General features: G+C 63.9%; 17 protein-coding genes. 10 read left to right on the top strand and 7 right to left on the bottom strand.

Translation table 11 applies throughout. From position 1 onward, the window contains the following. Positions 1 to 42: 42 nt before the first annotated feature. The 4 genes from NKH42_RS02540 to NKH42_RS02525 form a co-directional block, all read right to left on the bottom strand. Entirely contained in the window at positions 43 to 1,581 is a 1,539-nt protein-coding gene (locus NKH42_RS02540) for a DegQ family serine endoprotease (RefSeq protein WP_352505921.1), read from the bottom strand. Between the two features lie 364 nt (positions 1,582 to 1,945). Further along, positions 1,946 to 2,671: an MBL fold metallo-hydrolase gene (locus NKH42_RS02535; RefSeq protein ID WP_352505922.1), complete on the bottom strand. Its 726-nt coding sequence runs from the start codon at positions 2,669 to 2,671 to the stop codon at positions 1,946 to 1,948. Positions 2,672 to 2,687: 16 nt separating this feature from the next. Beyond that, complete coding sequence (locus tag NKH42_RS02530) at positions 2,688 to 3,854, bottom strand: diphosphate--fructose-6-phosphate 1-phosphotransferase (RefSeq protein WP_352505923.1); 1,167 nt, start codon at positions 3,852 to 3,854, stop codon at positions 2,688 to 2,690. A 95-nt stretch (positions 3,855 to 3,949) separates the two neighbouring features. Further along, a complete protein-coding gene (locus NKH42_RS02525; protein ID WP_352505924.1) occupies positions 3,950 to 4,714 on the bottom strand; it encodes a L,D-transpeptidase in 765 nt (254 codons plus the stop codon). Between the two features lie 188 nt (positions 4,715 to 4,902). Here NKH42_RS02525 and NKH42_RS02520 point away from each other — a divergent pair, with 188 nt between their 5' ends. From NKH42_RS02520 to xylB, 3 genes are all read left to right on the top strand, one after another. After that, complete coding sequence (locus NKH42_RS02520; protein ID WP_352751845.1) at positions 4,903 to 5,526, top strand: LysE family translocator; 624 nt, start codon at positions 4,903 to 4,905, stop codon at positions 5,524 to 5,526. A 9-nt stretch (positions 5,527 to 5,535) separates the two neighbouring features. Beyond that, entirely contained in the window at positions 5,536 to 6,861 is a 1,326-nt protein-coding gene (locus tag NKH42_RS02515) for a tetratricopeptide repeat protein (protein ID WP_352751843.1), read from the top strand. Positions 6,862 to 7,052: 191 nt separating this feature from the next. Beyond that, on the top strand, positions 7,053 to 8,507 hold the full coding sequence (gene xylB, locus NKH42_RS02510; protein ID WP_352754353.1) for a xylulokinase: 1,455 nt from the start codon (positions 7,053 to 7,055) through the stop codon (positions 8,505 to 8,507). A 38-nt stretch (positions 8,508 to 8,545) separates the two neighbouring features. On the opposite strand, the gene NKH42_RS02505 is transcribed toward xylB, so the two are convergent. Next, a complete protein-coding gene (locus tag NKH42_RS02505; RefSeq protein ID WP_352505928.1) occupies positions 8,546 to 8,908 on the bottom strand; it encodes a nuclear transport factor 2 family protein in 363 nt (120 codons plus the stop codon). 110 nt (positions 8,909 to 9,018) lie between these two features. On the opposite strand from NKH42_RS02505, the gene xylA reads away from it, so the two are divergent. Next, the gene (gene xylA, locus NKH42_RS02500) at positions 9,019 to 10,344 is read left to right on the top strand and encodes a xylose isomerase (protein ID WP_352751839.1); all 1,326 of its coding nucleotides are present in this window, start codon (positions 9,019 to 9,021) and stop codon (positions 10,342 to 10,344) included. A 129-nt stretch (positions 10,345 to 10,473) separates the two neighbouring features. Here xylA and NKH42_RS02495 read toward each other — a convergent pair whose 3' ends face one another. Beyond that, positions 10,474 to 11,106, bottom strand: coding sequence for a TetR/AcrR family transcriptional regulator (locus tag NKH42_RS02495; protein WP_352505930.1), 633 nt, complete (start codon positions 11,104 to 11,106; stop codon positions 10,474 to 10,476). A gap of 93 nt (positions 11,107 to 11,199) precedes the next feature. Between NKH42_RS02495 and NKH42_RS02490 the strand changes: the two genes are divergently transcribed. Then, on the top strand, positions 11,200 to 11,856 hold the full coding sequence (locus tag NKH42_RS02490; protein WP_352751837.1) for an O-methyltransferase: 657 nt from the start codon (positions 11,200 to 11,202) through the stop codon (positions 11,854 to 11,856). Positions 11,857 to 12,021: 165 nt separating this feature from the next. After that, positions 12,022 to 12,231, top strand: a complete 210-nt coding sequence (locus tag NKH42_RS02485; protein WP_254815980.1) for a hypothetical protein — start codon at positions 12,022 to 12,024, stop codon at positions 12,229 to 12,231. A 61-nt stretch (positions 12,232 to 12,292) separates the two neighbouring features. Here the strand turns inward: NKH42_RS02485 and NKH42_RS02480 are convergent, their stop codons facing one another. Continuing rightward, positions 12,293 to 13,273, bottom strand: a complete 981-nt coding sequence (locus NKH42_RS02480) for a GlxA family transcriptional regulator (protein ID WP_352751835.1) — start codon at positions 13,271 to 13,273, stop codon at positions 12,293 to 12,295. A 76-nt stretch (positions 13,274 to 13,349) separates the two neighbouring features. Between NKH42_RS02480 and bcoG the strand changes: the two genes are divergently transcribed. From bcoG to NKH42_RS02460, 4 genes are read left to right on the top strand one after another with little or no spacing between them, the layout of a single operon-like run. Next, positions 13,350 to 14,261 carry a 3-dehydrocarnitine:acetyl-CoA trimethylamine transferase BcoG gene (bcoG, locus tag NKH42_RS02475; RefSeq protein WP_352751833.1) on the top strand — a complete coding sequence of 304 codons (912 nt, stop codon included), beginning with the start codon at positions 13,350 to 13,352 and terminating at the stop codon, positions 14,259 to 14,261. 28 nt (positions 14,262 to 14,289) lie between these two features. Further along, positions 14,290 to 14,919 carry an HD domain-containing protein gene (locus NKH42_RS02470; protein WP_352751831.1) on the top strand — a complete coding sequence of 210 codons (630 nt, stop codon included), beginning with the start codon at positions 14,290 to 14,292 and terminating at the stop codon, positions 14,917 to 14,919. Beyond that, positions 14,916 to 15,989 (top strand): 3-hydroxyacyl-CoA dehydrogenase NAD-binding domain-containing protein, encoded by a 1,074-nt coding sequence (locus NKH42_RS02465; RefSeq protein WP_352700942.1) that lies wholly within the window; start codon positions 14,916 to 14,918, stop codon positions 15,987 to 15,989. The genes NKH42_RS02470 and NKH42_RS02465 overlap by 4 nt, the downstream gene beginning before the upstream one ends. A 4-nt stretch (positions 15,990 to 15,993) precedes the next feature. Beyond that, positions 15,994 to 17,157 (top strand): acyl-CoA dehydrogenase family protein, encoded by a 1,164-nt coding sequence (locus NKH42_RS02460; protein WP_352700943.1) that lies wholly within the window; start codon positions 15,994 to 15,996, stop codon positions 17,155 to 17,157. The last annotated feature ends 33 nt before the right edge of the window (positions 17,158 to 17,190 follow it).

The raw sequence follows: 17,190 nt of genomic DNA, 5'->3' as shown, positions 1-17,190 counted from the left end.
CGGCAATGCCCCTCCATCGATCTTGGCAGCGCGGCGCCTGCCTCAGCCACTGGCGAAGGGGACGGCGACAAACATCTGGGCGTCGCCGCGCTGGACAAGCAGCAGCACCGATTTCTTGCCGGATTTGGCAGCCTGCACGATCGCCTGGTTAGCCTGCCTGGCGCTTCTCACCGGATGCTGGTCGACGGCGACGATGATATCGCCGGGCTGGATGCCGGAAGCCGATGCCGCCTTGTTCGGGTCGACGCGCTCGACCAGTGCGCCGTGCTGGTTGCCTGCCAGGTTCATTGCCTGGCGTACATCCGGGGTGACATCCATCAGGCGGAGACCGAGCGCCGGTGCACGGAGGCCCTGCTCCGTCGACGGCTGACCTTGATCGCCGGTCACCGATCCCGTTGCCATGTCGTCTTCGTTGCGCCCGATCTCGACCGAGATCTGCAGGCTTTGGCCCTTGCGCCAGACATTGAGGGTTTCCCTTGTGCCGGGCGCAACGTCGGCGACGGCGCGCGACAGGTCCCTTGGGTCCTTTATGTCGCGATCGGCGAAGCTGGTGATGACGTCGCCGGTCTCGATGCCGGCCTTGGCGGCCGGCGATCCGTCGCTGACCTGCGCGACGAGCACGCCGGCGGGGTGATCGAGGCCGATGGCGGTCGCCATATCAGGCGTCACCGGCTGGATCTGGACGCCGAGGTAGCCGTACTGGATGGAGCCGCCCTTCATCAGCTTGGCGACGACCTTTTGCGCCTGGTCCGAGGGGATGGCGAAGCCGACGCCGACGCTGCCGCCATTCGGCGAAAAGATCGCCGTGTTGATGCCGACGACATTGCCGTTCACATCCGTCAGCGGGCCGCCGGAATTGCCCCGGTTGATCGGTGCGTCGATCTGGATGAAGTCGTCAAACGGCCCGCTGTGCAGGTCGCGGCCGCGCGCCGAGACGATGCCGGCCGTGACCGTGGTGCCAAGGCCGAACGGATTGCCGAAGGCGAGCACCTGGTCACCCGGCATGAGCTTGTCGGAATCACCCCATCTGACGGTCGGCAAGGGCTTGCCGGCTTTGACCTTGAGCACGGCAAGATCGTTCTTGGCGTCATGGCCGATCAATTTGGCGGGAAGCTCGGTGCCGTCGTCGAGCGTCACCTTGATCGATTGGGCGCCATCGACAACGTGATTGTTGGTGACGATGGTGCCGTCGCTGGCGACGATGAAGCCTGAACCGAGCGCCTCGGTGCGCGGCGCCTGTTCCGGCGGTGTTTTGGGAGCGGGCAATCCCTGGTCACCGAAGAAATGGCGGAAATAGTCGTCGAAAGGGGAGGTTCCGCCAAAGGGAGAGGCGTCGCTCATGGTGTCGGGCTGTTGTACTTTCATGACCGTCGTGATTGTCACCACCGCCGGCTTATCGGCCGCCACGACCGGCGCGAACGAGCCGCTCGGCGCCGTCATGCCGGTGACGGGAGGGGTGACCGTTGCCGCCAGGACATCATTCAGCCTGGGAGCGAGAGGCAGGGCGAAAGGGCTGACGATCAACGCTGCGCCCAGCAGAGCGGCGACGCGATGTCTGCGAAGGGTCTGAATTGGTGACATGGCCGTTGTCCGGGCGAGAGATTGGTGAAGCGCCCTAACGTTCCGTCACCGGAACAATTCATCGGCGCGTCGGTCGTCGGCCTTGCCTGTCTCGCCTGTCAGGCAGCCGACCGGATCGACAGCCCCGCATCTAGGGCGCCGATCATGGTTTCCAGATAATGTTACGAAGATTTAATTTTCGGCTGGCAACCGCCGTGCCGGGCTGGCGCCGAAACCCGAAAACAAAAACCCGCCTTGCGGCGGGTCGTTGGGGCAAATCAGCACCATACCCAAATTACTAGCATAGCTGCCGGCACAAAGCAAGAACAAAATAGCTACCCAAGCCAAATAGCTTCAGGCCCCCCTCACTGCCCCGCCAAGGCTTCTATGCCGCTGTCCCGTCCGTTCGCCTGAGATACGCCGAGGCGATCTCGCGCATCCGCCTGCCGTCGAAGCTCGGTCCATGGCCGCCATGACCGATCCGGATCGGCAGGTCGAGCAGTCGCTGCATGGTGCGGCGGTAGGCGGCACGATCGGAATCCGGCAGGTCGTCGATCAGTGTGGCGTCATAGATGGCGTCGCCGGCGAAGAACAGGCCGTCTGCCTCATCGAACAGCGCGATCGAATCCGGAGAGTGGCCGGGCAGGTGCAGGACGCGGAATTGCCGGTCGCCGAGGTCGATCCTATCGCCCTCGTCCAGGGTCCGGTCCAGCGGCGCCGGTGGAATCCTGTAATCGGCCGCTTTCCAGCCCTTTGCCGGCAGTCTGGAGACGGCGCCTTCCAGATCATGGAACATGTAGGCGTAGGTCACCGCTTCGTCCATGCTGTCGAACTGCGTGGCGCTGTGGCGCGGACCTGCCCGCAACGGAAACTCGTGCAGCGAGCCGACATGATCGAGATGGATATGCGTGGCGACGACGAGCAGCGGCTTGCCGGCCGGCGTGTCGATCTGCGGCGCCAGCGGGCAGATCCCCATGCCGGTGTCGACCAGCAGGTCGACATCGCGGCCGCGCACATGCCAGATGTTGGCGCGCATGAAATCATGCACGAAGGGCTCGGTCAGCATCATCGTCTTGGCGTCGACGATGGTTTTGCTGAACCAGCTGTCCATCAGATCAAGGCCGGCATCAGACGAACGGCTTGCCGACCTTGTACTTTCGCGGAACCAGCCGCTTCAGATAGGCCATGCCCGCATCGGACAGCCGGTTGACGTCGGGCAGCATGAAATCATCCGGCATATGGCGCGTCTTGCCGGCGACGTTCTTCAGCGGCACCTTCTTCAGTACGGTTTTTTTGCCGTCATATTGCAGCGCCACCGAACCGCCGCCCTCGTCGGCCACGGTGACGGCGAAGGCACCGGCATCGAAGGCCTCCTGCGCGTCCACCGCGCTGATGGCGCCGACATAGCCGCGCGGCATATAGCCGAGCGCATCGACGCGCGCCCGCTTGCCCGGCAATCCTTCGGCGAGCGCGCGCTCCAAGGCTGCCGGCAGGTCGCTGCCCGACAGCTTGACGTTGCCGTGCTGGTCGCGCTCCAGCCTTTCCGGCGGCACCAGGCTTTCGACCAGCGCCTTGCCGTCGGCGGTGCTGACGCCTTCGGAGACGGCAACGATGCAGCGCTTGTGGCGGTCGAGCGTGGCGCGCACGTCGTCGATGAAACCGGCCGCCGAGAACGGCCGCTCCGGCACGTAGACGAGATGCGGGCCGCTGTCCTGGTCGAGCTGCCAGGCCGCGGATGCGGCCGTCAGGAAACCGGCATGCCGCCCCATGACGATGCCGACATAAATGCCCGGCAAAGCGCGGAAATCGAGATCGACCGAAAGAAACGCGCCGGCGACGAACTCGGCCGCCGACATGAAGCCGGGCGTATGGTCGTTCTCCTCGAGATCGTTGTCGATGGTTTTCGGCGCGTGAACGAAGGCGATCTTGCCGCCGGCGGCGTCGGTGAGGATCTGCTGCGTGCCCGAGGTGTCGTTGCCGCCGATATAGATGAAGGCATCGGCGCCGGCTTTCTTCAAGCCGCTGAGGATGAGGTCGCAATAGGCGGCATCCGGCTTGTCGCGCGTCGAACCGAGCGCGGCGCTCGGTGTCGCCGCGATCAGCCGCAGGCGGTCCTCGGGGATGGCGGAAAGATCGACGTAATTGCCGTCACGAATTCCGCGCACGCCGTGGATGGAACCAAGCACCTTGGCGCCGGGATGCCGCTTGCGGATTTCGAGCGCAGCACCCACCACGGTCTGGTTGATGACGGCGGTCGGGCCGCCGCCTTGCGCGATGACAAAAGTTCCGGCCATTGTTCACGTCTCCCGGGCGATGAAATCGCAGGCACTTTCGCCTGTCTTGCGGCATCGCGCAACGGCAGAGTGATCGCTGAAGGCGAAGCCGCCGTTCAGACGACGACGACCGGGTTTTTCTTGGAGACGCGGCTGTAGAGATCGATGATGTCCTGGTTGATCAGGCGCACGCAGCCCGACGACATCGCCTGGCCGATGCTCCACCATTCGGGCGAGCCGTGGATGCGATAACCGGTGTCGCTGCCGTTCTGATAGATGTAGAGGGCACGCGCGCCGAGCGGATTGTCGAGGCCGCCCGGCTGTCCGCCTTGCCACTTCACTAGTTCCGGCCTGCGGGCGATCATCTCGGGCGGCGGGGTCCAGACCGGCCATTCCTTGCCGTACTGGATGTTGGCGCGGCCGGACCAGCGGAATCCGTCCTTGCCTATACCGACGCCGTAACGGATCGCCTCGCCGCCGGGCTGCACCAGATAGAGCAGCCGTTCCTGCGAGTGAACGACGATGGTGCCGGGCTGCTCGCCGGTCGGATCGACGACGATCTGGCGGCGAAACTCCGGCTTGATCTTGAGATAGGGCACCTCCGGCACGTTGAAGCCACCGTCGGTAAGCGAAGCGTACATCACGTCGGGGCTGGTGATGTTCTTGTCGACGCTGATGCTCGGACGGACGGGCCGGATCGAGCCGGTGGTGACGTCGTCGAGCTGGAGCGACGGCAGATCCAGCGTCTGGCTGCAGCCTGTGACGCCGAGCAGCGCTAGCGCGCCGGCGCCGGACAGCACCGTGCGGCGGGAAAGCTGTAGTTCGGTTTCGATTGCGTCGCCATTATGCGGCAGCGACAGACCGTGCGGCAACTCACGCATTTACCCAAACCCTACGCTGTCGGCGGGAAACACGGTCCGGCCGGATAGCAGGCATTTTCACCAATCATGGTTGAAAAAGCGTGAAGGCCAGCCGCCTGGCGTTAACGAGGGGCTTTTTCGATTCTTGCCTCTTTACATCTGCGCGAGGCCAAGGATTTATCCTCTCCTTTAAGCTCAAGGAGAAGAAAATGTCCTTCGAAAACTGGGCCGCGTTTGCCGCTGCCTCGGCAGTCCTTCTGGTCATTCCAGGCCCGACCATCCTGCTGGTGGTTTCCTATGCACTCGGCCAAGGCTGGCGCACCGCGCTGCCGATGGCAGTCGGCGTGGCGCTCGGCGACTTCACCGCGATGACACTGTCGATGCTGGGCATCGGCGCGCTGCTGGCGGCGTCGGCCACCGTATTCACGGTGCTGAAGGTGATCGGGGCCTTCTATCTGATCTATCTCGGCATCAAGCTGTTTCGCGCCGGCGGCGCGCTCCGGGCCGAACCGCGCACCGATGCGGTGTCATCGGCGAAAATGGCGGCGCATGCCTGGCTGGTTACTGCGCTCAATCCGAAAAGCATCACCTTCTTCGTCGCCTTCCTGCCGCAGTTCCTCGACCGGCACGCGGATTTCTGGACACAGATGCTGATCTTCGAGATGACCTTCCTGACGCTCGCCTTCGCCAACGCCTTCGGTTATGCGCTGATCGCCGCAAGGGCGCGCAACGTCGTGCGCAATCCAAAGGCGATCCGCATCTTCAACCGCACCGGCGGCACGCTGCTGGTCGGCGCAGGCATCGCCACGGTGGCGATGCGATCGGGCAACTGAGGACAAGCCATGGCGGTCAGGGATGCATTCGGCCTGACACTGTCTGGCGCGACGGAGGCCGGGTTTTCGTCCTACAGCCAGGCCGTGCGCGAATTGCAGTGCTTCATCGGCGATCCGGTCGGCTCCATTGACCGGGCAATCGCCGACGATCCCGGCTTCGTCATGGCGCAGGTGTTCAAGGGTTATCTCTTTGGCCTCGCCACCGAGCGTGAGGCGACGGCGGTGGCCAAGGCATGTCACGAGGCGGCGCTGCCGCTTGCCGCGACGACACGCGAGCAGGCGCATGTCGCCGCCCTTGGCCACCTTGCGGAGGGACGCTGGCACGAGGCCGCCCGCGTGCTGGAGGATATCGCCATCGAGTTTCCGCTCGATGCGCTGGCGCTGCAGACCGGGCACCAGATCGACTTCTTCACCGGCAACGCGCGCATGCTGCGCGACCGCATCGGCCGCGCGCTGCCGTCCTGGCAGAGCGGCATGCCGGGCTATCACGCCATACTCGGCATGCAGGCCTTTGGCCTGGAGGAAATGGGCGATTACGCGCGCGCCGAAAAACTTGGCCGCACGGCGGTCGATATCGAGCCGCGCGACGGCTGGGCCCAGCATGCGGTGGCCCATGTCATGGAGATGCAGAGCCGGCAAAAGGACGGCATTCTGTGGATGCGCGCCAATCCCGAAGCGTGGACGCGGGAAAGTTTCCTGCAGGTGCACAATTGGTGGCACCTGGCACTGTTCCACTACGATCTCGGCGAAATCGACGAGGTGCTGGCGCTCTATGACGGGCCGATCTATGGCGAGCGCTCGACGCTGGCGCTCAACATGGTCGATGCCTCGGCGATTCTGTGGCGGCTGCATCTCGGCGGCGTCGATGTCGGCAGCCGCTGGGCGGCGCTCGCCGCCAACTGGTTGCCCAAGGCCATCGCCGGCCATTATGCCTTCAACGACGCCCACGCAATGATGGCGTTTGTCGGTGCCGGCCTCGACGCGCCGGCCAGCGGCTTGCTCGAGGCGCAGCGCGAGGCGATGCTCGGCAAAGACGACAACGCCGGTTTCACCCGGGATGTCGGCCATCCCCTGACGCTCGCCATCAAGGCATTCGGCGAGGGCAATTATGCCGGGGCGATACGCCTGATCCGGCCGATCCGGGCGATCGCCCATCGCTTCGGCGGCAGCCACGCCCAACGCGATGTCATCGACCTGACGCTGATCGAGGCGGCATTGCGTTCCGGTGATGGCGCGCTGGCGAGGGCGCTTGCGGCGGAACGCGCGCTGGCACGGCCGGACAGCCCGTTGTCGGCACTGTTTTCACGGCGCGCAATCGCTCTCACGGCGAATTGACCAAGATTAAATCTTGCCTTAAAAACTGCCCCGGCCAGATTTTTTCGAGTGTCGAAAAAATCTTCGCGTGTTGACTGGAGCGTTTTTCCGGCAGCACGATTGCCGGGATATCTTCGCCGCTCGTGTCGCAGGACTAGGCTGGGAAGCAAGAAAGACCGTCGCCGCCAGGCCTGACGGACATGGGAGGAAGCATGTATCTCGGCCTCGATCTCGGCACGTCGGGCGTCAAGGCGCTGCTGATCGATGCAAGGCAGGGCATCGTCGGCTCCGGCCACGCGCCGCTCGATGTGTCGCGCCCGCATCCCGGCTGGTCCGAGCAGAACCCGGCCGACTGGATTCGCGCCTGCGAAGCGGCGATCGCCGAGCTGAGGTCCATGCATGCGAAGGAGCTCGCGGCGGTCAAAGGCATCGGCCTTTCCGGCCATATGCATGGCGCCACCCTGCTAGATGCCGCCGACCAGGTGCTGCGCCCCTGCATCCTGTGGAACGACACACGCAGCCACGCCGAGGCGGCTGCACTCGATGCCGACCCGCGCTTTCGCAAGCTGACCGGCAACATCGTCTTTCCCGGCTTCACCGCGCCAAAGCTCGCCTGGGCGAAAAACAACGAACCGGCTGTTTTTGCCAAGGTGGCAAAGGTCCTGCTGCCGAAGGACTTTTTGCGGCTCTGGCTCGCCGGCGACCATATTTCGGAAATGTCGGATTCGGCTGGCACGTCGTGGCTCGATGTCGGCAAACGCGCCTGGTCCTCCGAACTGCTCGCAGCGACGTCGCTCGACGAAAGGCAGATGCCGTCATTGGTCGAAGGCACGGCCAAGGCCGGTGCCTTGCGCGGCGAACTGGCTGCGAAATGGGGCATGCAGACGGGCATTCCGATCGCCGGCGGCGCCGGCGACAACGCGGCCTCGGCCTGCGGCATGGGCACGGTCGGCGCCGGCCAGGCTTTCGTCTCGCTCGGCACGTCGGGCGTGCTTTTTGCCGCCAACGCGTCCTATCTGCCCAATCCGGAAAGTGCGGTGCACACCTTCTGCCACGCACTGCCCGGCACCTGGCACCAGATGGGCGTCATCCTGTCGGCAACCGATTCACTCAACTGGCTGTCGGCAATTGCGGGAAAAAGCGCCGTCGAGTTGACCGCCGAACTCGGCGATGCGCTGCAGGCGCCGACCGGTGTCTCCTTCCTGCCGTACCTGTCAGGTGAGCGGACGCCTCACAATGATTCCGTCATTCGGGGCGCCTTTACCGGGCTTGCCCACGAGTCCGGCCGCGCGGCGCTGACCCGGGCCGTGCTCGAAGGCGTCGCCTTCGCCTTCCGCGACAGCCTCGAAGCCCTGGCCAAAGCCGGCACGACGCTGACCCGGGTGACGGCGATCGGCGGCGGCTCGCGTTCGCGCTACTGGCTGAAGGCGATCGCCACAGCGCTTGGCCTGCCAGTCGATATTCCAGCCGACGGCGATTTCGGCGCCGCCTTTGGCGCCGCCCGGCTTGGCCTGATCGCGGCGACCGGCGCCGATCCGCGCGCCGTGTGCACGGCGCCAGCGACGGACGCCACGGTCGAGCCGGTCGCCGCCCTCGGCGGTGCCTATGCAGAGGCCTATCAGCGCTACCGCCAGCTTTACCCGGCGATCAGGAGCGCCACGGCGTGAGCGATTTCCCGCCCTCGCCGTGGCCTGCCGAGAAGGCCTTACTGTGCCGGCACCTTGTCGAGAAAGCCGGTGACGCTTTTCAGCCGGCCATTTTCGATGACGCCGATATCGGTGCCTTCGATGACGGACTCGACGCCTTCCGGCCCGAGATTCCAGGAGAAACGGATGGTATCGGCGAAGCCGTCCGGCTTGCCTTTCAGCGAGAACCTGAAGCCGGCAAAGCGCTGCTGCACGCCTTCGATCAGCGCAGCGATGCCGTCATGGCCGTCGCCCTGCATGATCGGATCGCGGTAGCCGACGTCCTCGGTGAAGGTCGCCTCGAGCAAGGCTTTCCTGCGTGCGGCGTCGCTCTCGTTCCAGGCGGCGATGTAGTTTTCGGCAATGGTGTTGAGGTCGGTCATGGTCTGTCTCCTTCGTTGGGTGGCTTTGACATGAGCCTTTTCGACCAGCGCCAGCGCGAAACCAATTACGCCTGAGGTAATCAGGCCGAACCATGCGAGAGGAAAAGAACATGAGCAGCGGTTTTTTCGGCGACATCCAACAGATCAAATACGAGGGACCGGATTCGACCAATCCGCTGGCCTACCGGTTCTACAATCCCGACGAGATTGTCGCCGGCAAGCGGCTCGAAGACCATCTGCGCTTTGCCGTCGCCTATTGGCATTCCTTTGCCTGGCCGGGCGGCGATCCGTTCGGCGGCCAGACATTTGACCGGCCGTGGTTTCCGAAGGCCGGCAGCACCGACACGATGGAGTTGGCCAAGCTCAAGGCCGACGTCGCCTTCGAGATGTTTTCGTTGCTGGGCGCGCCTTATTTCTGCTTCCACGATGCCGACGTGCGGCCGGAGGGCCGGGACTTTTCCGAAAGTGCGGCGCGGCTCGACGAGATCGCCGATTATTTCTCGGAAAAGATGAAGCAGACCGGCGTCAAGCTGTTGTGGGGCACGGCCAACCTGTTCTCCAACCGCCGCTTCATGTCGGGCGCCGCCACCAATCCCGATCCGGACGTCTTTGCCTATTCGGCGGCGACGGTGAAACACTGTATCGACGTCACCAAGCGTCTGAACGGCGAGAACTACGTGCTGTGGGGCGGCCGCGAGGGCTATGAGACGCTGCTCAACACCGACCTTGCCCGCGAGCAGGAACAGGCCGGCCGTTTCCTCAATCTGGTCGTCGATTACAAGCACAGGATCGGCTTCGAAGGCACCATCCTGATTGAGCCGAAGCCTCAGGAGCCAACCAAGCACCAGTATGATTACGACGTCGCCACCGTCTATGGCTTCCTCAAGCGTTTCGGACTGGAGAATGAGGTCAAGCTCAACATCGAGCAGGGCCACGCCATCCTGGCCGGCCATTCGTTCGAGCATGAACTGGCGCTGGCCAATGCGCTGGGAATCTTCGGCTCGATCGACATGAACCGCAACGACTACCAATCGGGCTGGGACACCGACCACTTCCCCAACAATGTGCCGGAGATGGCTCTCGCCTACTATCAGATGCTGCAGGCCGGCGGCTTCAAGACCGGCGGCACCAATTTCGACGCCAAGCTCAGGCGCCAGTCGCTCGATCCGCAGGATCTGCTGATCGGCCATATCGGCGGCATGGATTGCTGCGCTCGCGGCCTCAAGGCGGCAGCGCGCATGGTCGAGGACAAGGCGCTGTCCGGCCCGCTCGCCGAGCGCTATGCCGGCTGGGATTCGGCCGAAGCCAAGGCGATGCTTGCCGGCAAGCGCACGCTGGAGGAAATTGCCGAGCGCGTCGTCAAGGAGAAGATCGAGCCGCAGCCCAGATCCGGTCGTCAGGAACTACTCGAAAACGTCGTCAACCGGTACGTCTGAGGCATACCATCCCGCGGCCGCATTGTTCAGCGGCCGCGGGATAAAGACGACTTTCCGCGGGGCTGACACCGACAAGGTTTGCCCGTGCGAAACTTTCGGTCTGCTTGCTGACCGGGCCTGGCATTTGCCTTAGCCGTGATCGAGGCCTCTCAGGTAGGCGCAGAACATGTCGGCCATGGCGTCGGCGTAGGCTTCGATCTCCGCGGGGGTTCGGGGCAACTCCGAGAACTGCTTCCCCACCGTGCTGAGCGTCGTCATGACCAGGTCGCCGGCCAATTCGCGAGTCGCTTGCGCGGCGTTGGGCAACGCCTTCTGCATGAAGAGCTGGATGGTGCGGTCTCCGGACGCCCTTGCCGCCTGCGCCTCAGGCGCGTCGCGGTAAAGCGGTGCGGCGTCGTCGAGCGCCACACGCACCGCGGCCTCGTCACACTCCGAGCGGAGGAAGGCGTGGACCAAGGCGCGCAGCCGTTCAAATGGCGGTTTCCCGACATCCTCGAGGATGTCGCGCAGCAAATCGGTCGTCTGCCGCCATTCGTCGCTCTGGAGCCGGAACAGGATCGCCGCCTTGTTCGGAAAATACTGATACAGCGATCCGACACTGACACCGGCCTTCTCGGCCACCCGCGCCGTGGTGAAGCGCTGCGCGCCTTCCCTCGCCAAAACCTGAACAGCAGCCTGCAAAATCGCAGCAACGAGCTCTGCCGAGCGGGCCTGCTTGGGCTGTTTTCGCGAGGAAATCCGCGGACTGCGGTGATCGCTCATTGAGAGGCGCGCCAATGCGATTAGTAAATGCGAATGATTAGTCGTATTTTGAGTGCCGCGCAAGAACGCATTCAATTCTGACTGGAGACCAACATGACTACACTGTCGACAACGCCGCTCGCGCCCCTGCTGGATCGCCTGTTCGAGGAAGCCGCTGCCGCAACGAGCCCTGCGGTGGCGGAGCTCTCCGCCGAAGATCGGATGCGCCTGGTTCGAAGCAAGACCGAATACCTCGATTTCTATGGGCGGCTAAAGGACCTCTGGCTTCCCGTTTCGCGAGAGACCGGCACGCTGCTCTACATGCTGGCACGGGGCAGCAGCGCAAGGACGATCGTTGAATTTGGAACCTCGTTCGGCATCTCGACCCTGCACCTTGCCGCAGCCTTGCGGGACAATGGCGGTGGCCGCCTCATCACCAGCGAGTTCGAGCCATCCAAGGTGGCGCGCGCCAGGAACAATCTGACGGCAGGCGGTCTCATCGACCTGGTGGAAATCCGAGAAGGAGATGCGGTGCAAACATTAAGCGTCGATCTTCCCGAAACCGTCGACCTGCTTCTGCTCGACGGCGCCAAAGCGCTCTATCCAGAGATCTTGAGTCTGGTCGAAAGCCGCCTCAGGCCGGGCGCCTTCGTCGTTGCCGACAACGCCGATCTTTGCCCCGAATACCTCGAGCGGGTGCGCTCGACCGGAAGCGGCTACATGTCCACGTCGTTCAGCGAGGATGTCGAGCTGTCGATGCGGCTTGGCTGAAGCACTGCCTGACCTACTGGTACGATAGTGCCTAAGATGGGCGGCGGCGGATAAAACTTTGCCCGGCGCCGCCCATCAATCGCCTCGCTCTTGCCTTCAAACAGCCGTCACGAACCTCCTATAGTGTGGTTCGTGGCGGGAACGGAAAGAAGGAGGCGAAACGATATGCAGCACGAACGCGAAATCGACGCCCTGCTCTCATCTGGCGAGGCCGGATCGATCATCGACCGGCTGATGGCGCTGCCGCACCCGAAGCAGGGTGCGCTGAGTGCGAACGAATGGGATCGCGCGGTCGCCAGCCGCTTCGAGACCCATCTTGCGAGACAAATGCGCTCGCAGATCGACGGCAACAGCGACCGCCAGGACGCTGCCTGATCTACCTTTGTCTGTGCATGCCGTTGTCCCAAAACCGCTACGGACTTTTGGGCGACATGCATTATCCCCGACGCAGCCTGACCGGCGCCTCGCCGAACGCTCTTGAAAACGCCCTGGAAAATGCCGCGGCGGACGAAAACCCCGTTCGCCCGGCAATATCGGCCATGGCCACGCGCGTGTCGACCACCAGCCGGCGCGCGGCGCCGAGGCGCAGCCTGAGATAATAGGCGCCGGGCGTTTCGCCGATCGATTTGCGAAAGATACTTTCCAGCGTTCGTGCCGTCACCCCGGCGCGCTTGGCCACCGCGGCTATGGTCAGCGGCTGGTCGATATGCGCTTCCATCAGCCGGATGGCTTGCGCCAACCTGGGATCGTAGCCGTCGAGACGGCCGAGCGAGACCAGCGGCTGCGCGTCGGTCGCGGCGCGCGCCTGGTCGTAGATGAAGACGCTCGCGACATCGAGCGCCACGGCCATGCCGAGCCGCGTGCGAATCAGATGCAGCATCAGGTCGAAGGTCGGCGAGGCGCCGCCGGAGGTGAACACCGGGCCGTCGATGACGTAGCGATCGGGGCGCACGTCGACGCCGGGAAAGGCCGACGAGAAATCCTCCATGTCCTCCCAGTGGGTGGTGGCGCTGCGCCCTTCCAGCAAGCCCGCGCGCGCCACCAGCCACGTACCCGCCTCGACGCCGCCGCAGGCGCGTGCCGCGCGCGCCGCCCGGCGCAGTCCGGACAGCAGGGCCGATGTGGCATAGTTCTGCGTGCCGAATCCGGCGACGACGACCAGCATGTCGGTTGTGTCAGCCGCATCGAAGCGGCCGCTGACCGCCACCGGCAGGCCGCATGTGGTAACCGGCGCCTCGCCCGTCACCGAGACCAGCCTGAAATCGAACAGCGTCTCACCGGCAATGCGGTTTGCGGCGCGCAATGGATCGACGGCTGAGGCGACGCACATGATCGATGAGCCGGAGAATACCAGCAGCGTTACCTTGAGCGGCAAACGCTCGGCCTGAAAGATCGTCGGTTTTTCGTTTTTGGTCACACGATCTTCGTAAAACGCAAAACAGTTTCCGGCAAGTCAGGCATTCTTGCCCTACGTCCTATTGGGAGAGAGTCCGATGCCGTTAGCGATGAACCGTGAGGTCTTCATTACCTGTGCCGTGACCGGGTCCGGCAGTTCGCAGGATCGCAGCCCGCATGTGCCGCGTTCGCCCAAGCAGATCGCCGATTCGGCTATCGAGGCGGCAAAGGCAGGTGCGGCGATCGTCCACTGTCATGTGCGCGATCCCGAAACCGGCAAGCCTAGGCGCGACGTACCCCTTTATCGCGAAGTAACGGAGCGCATCCGCGCGGCGGATGTCGATGTGGTTTTGAACCTGACCGCCGGCATGGGCGGCGATATGGTGTTCGGCCCGCCGGAAAACCCGCTGCCGCTGAACGAAAAAGCCACCGACATGGGCGGTGCCAGCAACCGCATGGAGCACGTCCGCCAGTGCCTGCCGGAAATCTGCACGCTCGACTGCGGCACGATGAATTTCGCCGAGGCCGACTATGTCATGACCAATACGCCCGGCATGCTGCGTGCCATGGGCGGCATGATGACGGCGCTCGGCGTCAAGCCGGAAATCGAGGCTTTCGACACCGGGCATCTGTGGTTCGCCAAGCAATTGGTCGAGGAAGAAGTGCTGAAGCCGGACGCCTTGGTGCAATTGTGCATGGGTGTGCCGTGGGGGGCGCCGGACGACCTCAACACCTTCATGGCGATGGTCAACAATGTGCCGTCGACGTGGAACTGGTCGGCTTTTGCCATCGGCCGCAACCAGATGGCCTACGTCGCTGCCGCGGTGCTCGCCGGCGGCAATGTCCGCGTCGGGCTGGAGGACAATCTCTGGCTCGACAAGGGCGTGCTGGCGACCAATGCGCAGCTGGTCGAGCGGGCGGTCAGCATCGTGTCGAATATGGGCGCCAGGGTCATCGGCCCGGACGAAGTCCGCAAGAAGCTCAACCTGACGAAGCGCGCACCGCTTTGAACAGGGAATCGGTTGGGAGGAGCCGCCGATGAAGACCGTGAAATTCACCGCCATGAAGGACGGCGACCGCGAGGATTACGCCTTCCTCACCGAGCACGAGATCGACTACGCGGCAAAGACCGGCGAACGGCTGCTCGACGCGCTCGTCCAGCTGGATGCGGGCCTCTCGGGCTACAAGATCACCCGGCTCGGCCATTCGCTGCAAGCGGCAACGCGGGCCTGGCGCGACGGCGCCGACACCGACTGGATTGCCTGCGCCTTGCTGCACGACATCGGCGACATCTACGCGCCCTATAATCATGACGAATATGCGGCGTCGATCCTGAAACCCTTCGTTCGCGAGCAATGCACCTGGGTGGTGGAAAAGCACGGCGACTTCCAGCGCCTCTATTACGCCCATCACCTCGGCGGCAATCCGCACGCCCGCGACCGTTTCGCCGGGCACATCTACTTCGACGATTGCGATGAGTTTTGCGAACGCTGGGATCAGTCGAGCTTCGATCCCGGCTACGAGACATTGCCGATCGATTTCTTCCGGCCCTTCGTGCTCGAAGTGTTCGCGCGCAAGGCCTATGACGCGTCCGTGATCCGTGCCGGCGAACGCGTCGCCCTCACCGACCCCGCAACAGCCAGCACAAGAACCGGAGCTTCCGCATGAGCATCATCAACAAGGCGGCCGCCATCGGTGGTGGCGTGATCGGCGCCGGCTGGGTCGCGCGGCTGCTGCTCAACGGCATCGACGTATCGATCTTCGATCCCGACCCCGAGGCATCACGCAAGGTCGGCGAGGTGATGAAGGGAGCGCGACGCGCCTACAAGCAGATGCTGCCCGGCGGCTTGCCGAAAGAGGGCAAGCTCACCTTCGCCAAGACGCTCGCCGAGGCGGTGGCCGATGCCGATTTAATCCAGGAAAGCGTGCCGGAGCAGCTCGACCTGAAGCACCGCGTGCTGGCCGAAATCGACCTTTATGCGCCGGCCAACGCAATTGTCGGCTCCTCCACTTCCGGCATCAAGCCGACCGACATGCAGGTGGCGATGAAGAAGCATCCGGAGCGGCTGGTCGTCGGCCATCCGTTCAACCCCGTCTATCTGCTGCCGCTGGTCGAGATCGTCGGCGGCGAACAGACCTTTCCCGAGGCGATCGACGTCGCCAAGGAGATGTATGCCTCGATCGGCATGAAGCCGGTGGTAATCCGCAAGGAGATCGAAGCCTTCGTCGGCGACCGCCTGCTCGAAGCGGCATGGCGCGAGGCGCTGTGGCTGGTCAAGGACGGCATCTGCACGGTCGAGGAGCTCGACGACATCATGCGCTATGGCTTCGGCCTGCGCTGGGCGCAGATGGGCATGTTCCAGGTCTATCGCGTCGCCGGCGGCGAGGCCGGCATGCGCCACTTCATGGCGCAGTTCGGCCCGTGCCTGAAATGGCCGTGGACCAAGCTGATGGACGTGCCGGAGTTCAACGACGAGCTGGTCGAGCTGATCGCGACCCAGTCGGACGACCAGGCGCACGGTCTGTCGATCCGCGATCTCGAAAAGATCCGCGACGGCAATCTGGTCGCCATCATGGAGGCACTGTCGAAGCAGAACAAAGGCAAAGGCTGGGGTGCCGGCGCCTTGCATAGGGACTACACCAGGCAGTTGGCCAAGCTTGCGGCGAAGAAGCCCAGCGCCTCCAGGGCGGCCGAAAAGGCCAAGGCTGAAAAGCCGAAGAAAAAGAAGAAAGGCTGAGACCATGGATTTTGGTCTTTCGGAGGAGCAGAAGCTCATCGTCGAGACGACGCGGGCCTTCGTCGAGAACGAGCTTTACCCGCATGAGCGCGAGGTTGAACGTACCGGCGTGCTGCGCCGCGAGCTGATCGAGGAGATCAAGGCCAAGGCGATCGAAGCCGGCCTCTATGCCGCCAACATGCCAACGGAGGTCGGCGGCGCCGGGCTCGATACGGTGACCTGGCTACTCTATGAAAAGGAGCTCGGCCGCGCCAATTACGCGCTGCACTGGACCTGCGTGGCGCGACCCTCCAACATCCTCCTTGCCGGTACGCCGGAGCAGCGCGAGAAGTATCTGTTCCCGTGCATTCGCGGCGAAAAATGGGATTGCCTGGCAATGACAGAGCCGGGCGCCGGCTCCGATTTGCGCGGCATGAAGGCAACCGCCGTGCAAGACGGCGACGACTGGGTGCTGAACGGCACCAAGCATTTCATCAGCCACGCCGACCTCGCCGATTTCGCCATCGTCTTCATGGCCTCAGGGGAGGAAGAGTCTTCGCGTGGAAAACGCAAGAAGATCACCGCCTTTTTCGTCGACAAGGGCACCAAGGGCTTTACCGTGCGCGACGGCTACCGCAACGTCTCGCATCGCGGCTACACCAATGCCATTCTCGAATTCGACGATTGCCGACTGCCGGCGAGCCAGGTACTCGGCGAGGTCCACAAGGGCTTCGACGTCGCCAATTCATGGCTCGGCGCAACGCGCCTGCAGGTCGGCGCCACCTGCCTCGGCCGCGCCGAGCGGGCGCTTGGCCACGCCATCGAATACGCCGCGCAGCGCCAGCAGTTCGGCCAGCCGATCGGCAAGTTCCAAGGCGTGTCGTTCAAGCTCGCCGACATGGCGACCGAGCTGAAGGCCGCCGACCTGATGGTGTTCGAAGCCGGCTGGAAGTACGATCAGGGCACCGTCACCGACCAGGACATGGCCATGGCCAAACTGAAGGCCACCGAAATGCTCGCCTTTGTCGCCGACGAGGCGATTCAGATCCATGGCGGCATGGGGCTGATGGACGACCTGCCGCTGGAACGCATCTGGCGCGACGCCCGCGTCGAGCGCATCTGGGAAGGCACTTCGGAAATCCAGCGCCACATCATCTCGCGCGCGCTGCTGCGCCCGTTCGGGGCCTAGAGCATGCCCCCAAAAAGTGGAATCCGGTCTTTG

It is taken from the genome of Mesorhizobium sp. M1142 (assembly GCF_040318565.1).
Lineage (GTDB): Bacteria > Pseudomonadota > Alphaproteobacteria > Rhizobiales > Rhizobiaceae > Mesorhizobium.
Note: the sequence above shows the minus strand (reverse complement) of the source record. Positions and strands in the feature narration are given on the sequence as shown.

Excerpts from the sequence above, each read along its gene's own strand:
- NKH42_RS02540 (WP_352505921.1), bottom strand. The coding sequence starts at position 1,581 with ATGTCACCAATTCAGACCCTTCGCAGACATCGCGTCGCCGCTCTGCTG.
- NKH42_RS02465 (WP_352700942.1), top strand. The coding sequence starts at position 14,916 with ATGAGCATCATCAACAAGGCGGCCGCCATCGGTGGTGGCGTGATCGGC.
- NKH42_RS02490 (WP_352751837.1), top strand. The coding sequence starts at position 11,200 with ATGACTACACTGTCGACAACGCCGCTCGCGCCCCTGCTGGATCGCCTG.
- NKH42_RS02535 (WP_352505922.1), bottom strand. The coding sequence starts at position 2,671 with ATGGACAGCTGGTTCAGCAAAACCATCGTCGACGCCAAGACGATGATG.
- NKH42_RS02520 (WP_352751845.1), top strand. The coding sequence starts at position 4,903 with ATGTCCTTCGAAAACTGGGCCGCGTTTGCCGCTGCCTCGGCAGTCCTT.
- xylB (WP_352754353.1), top strand. The coding sequence starts at position 7,053 with ATGTATCTCGGCCTCGATCTCGGCACGTCGGGCGTCAAGGCGCTGCTG.
- NKH42_RS02495 (WP_352505930.1), bottom strand. The coding sequence starts at position 11,106 with ATGAGCGATCACCGCAGTCCGCGGATTTCCTCGCGAAAACAGCCCAAG.
- NKH42_RS02525 (WP_352505924.1), bottom strand. The coding sequence starts at position 4,714 with ATGCGTGAGTTGCCGCACGGTCTGTCGCTGCCGCATAATGGCGACGCA.
- NKH42_RS02530 (WP_352505923.1), bottom strand. The coding sequence starts at position 3,854 with ATGGCCGGAACTTTTGTCATCGCGCAAGGCGGCGGCCCGACCGCCGTC.
- NKH42_RS02485 (WP_254815980.1), top strand. The coding sequence starts at position 12,022 with ATGCAGCACGAACGCGAAATCGACGCCCTGCTCTCATCTGGCGAGGCC.
- NKH42_RS02505 (WP_352505928.1), bottom strand. The coding sequence starts at position 8,908 with ATGACCGACCTCAACACCATTGCCGAAAACTACATCGCCGCCTGGAAC.
- NKH42_RS02470 (WP_352751831.1), top strand. The coding sequence starts at position 14,290 with ATGAAGACCGTGAAATTCACCGCCATGAAGGACGGCGACCGCGAGGAT.
- xylA (WP_352751839.1), top strand. The coding sequence starts at position 9,019 with ATGAGCAGCGGTTTTTTCGGCGACATCCAACAGATCAAATACGAGGGA.
- NKH42_RS02460 (WP_352700943.1), top strand. The coding sequence starts at position 15,994 with ATGGATTTTGGTCTTTCGGAGGAGCAGAAGCTCATCGTCGAGACGACG.
- NKH42_RS02515 (WP_352751843.1), top strand. The coding sequence starts at position 5,536 with ATGGCGGTCAGGGATGCATTCGGCCTGACACTGTCTGGCGCGACGGAG.
- bcoG (WP_352751833.1), top strand. The coding sequence starts at position 13,350 with ATGCCGTTAGCGATGAACCGTGAGGTCTTCATTACCTGTGCCGTGACC.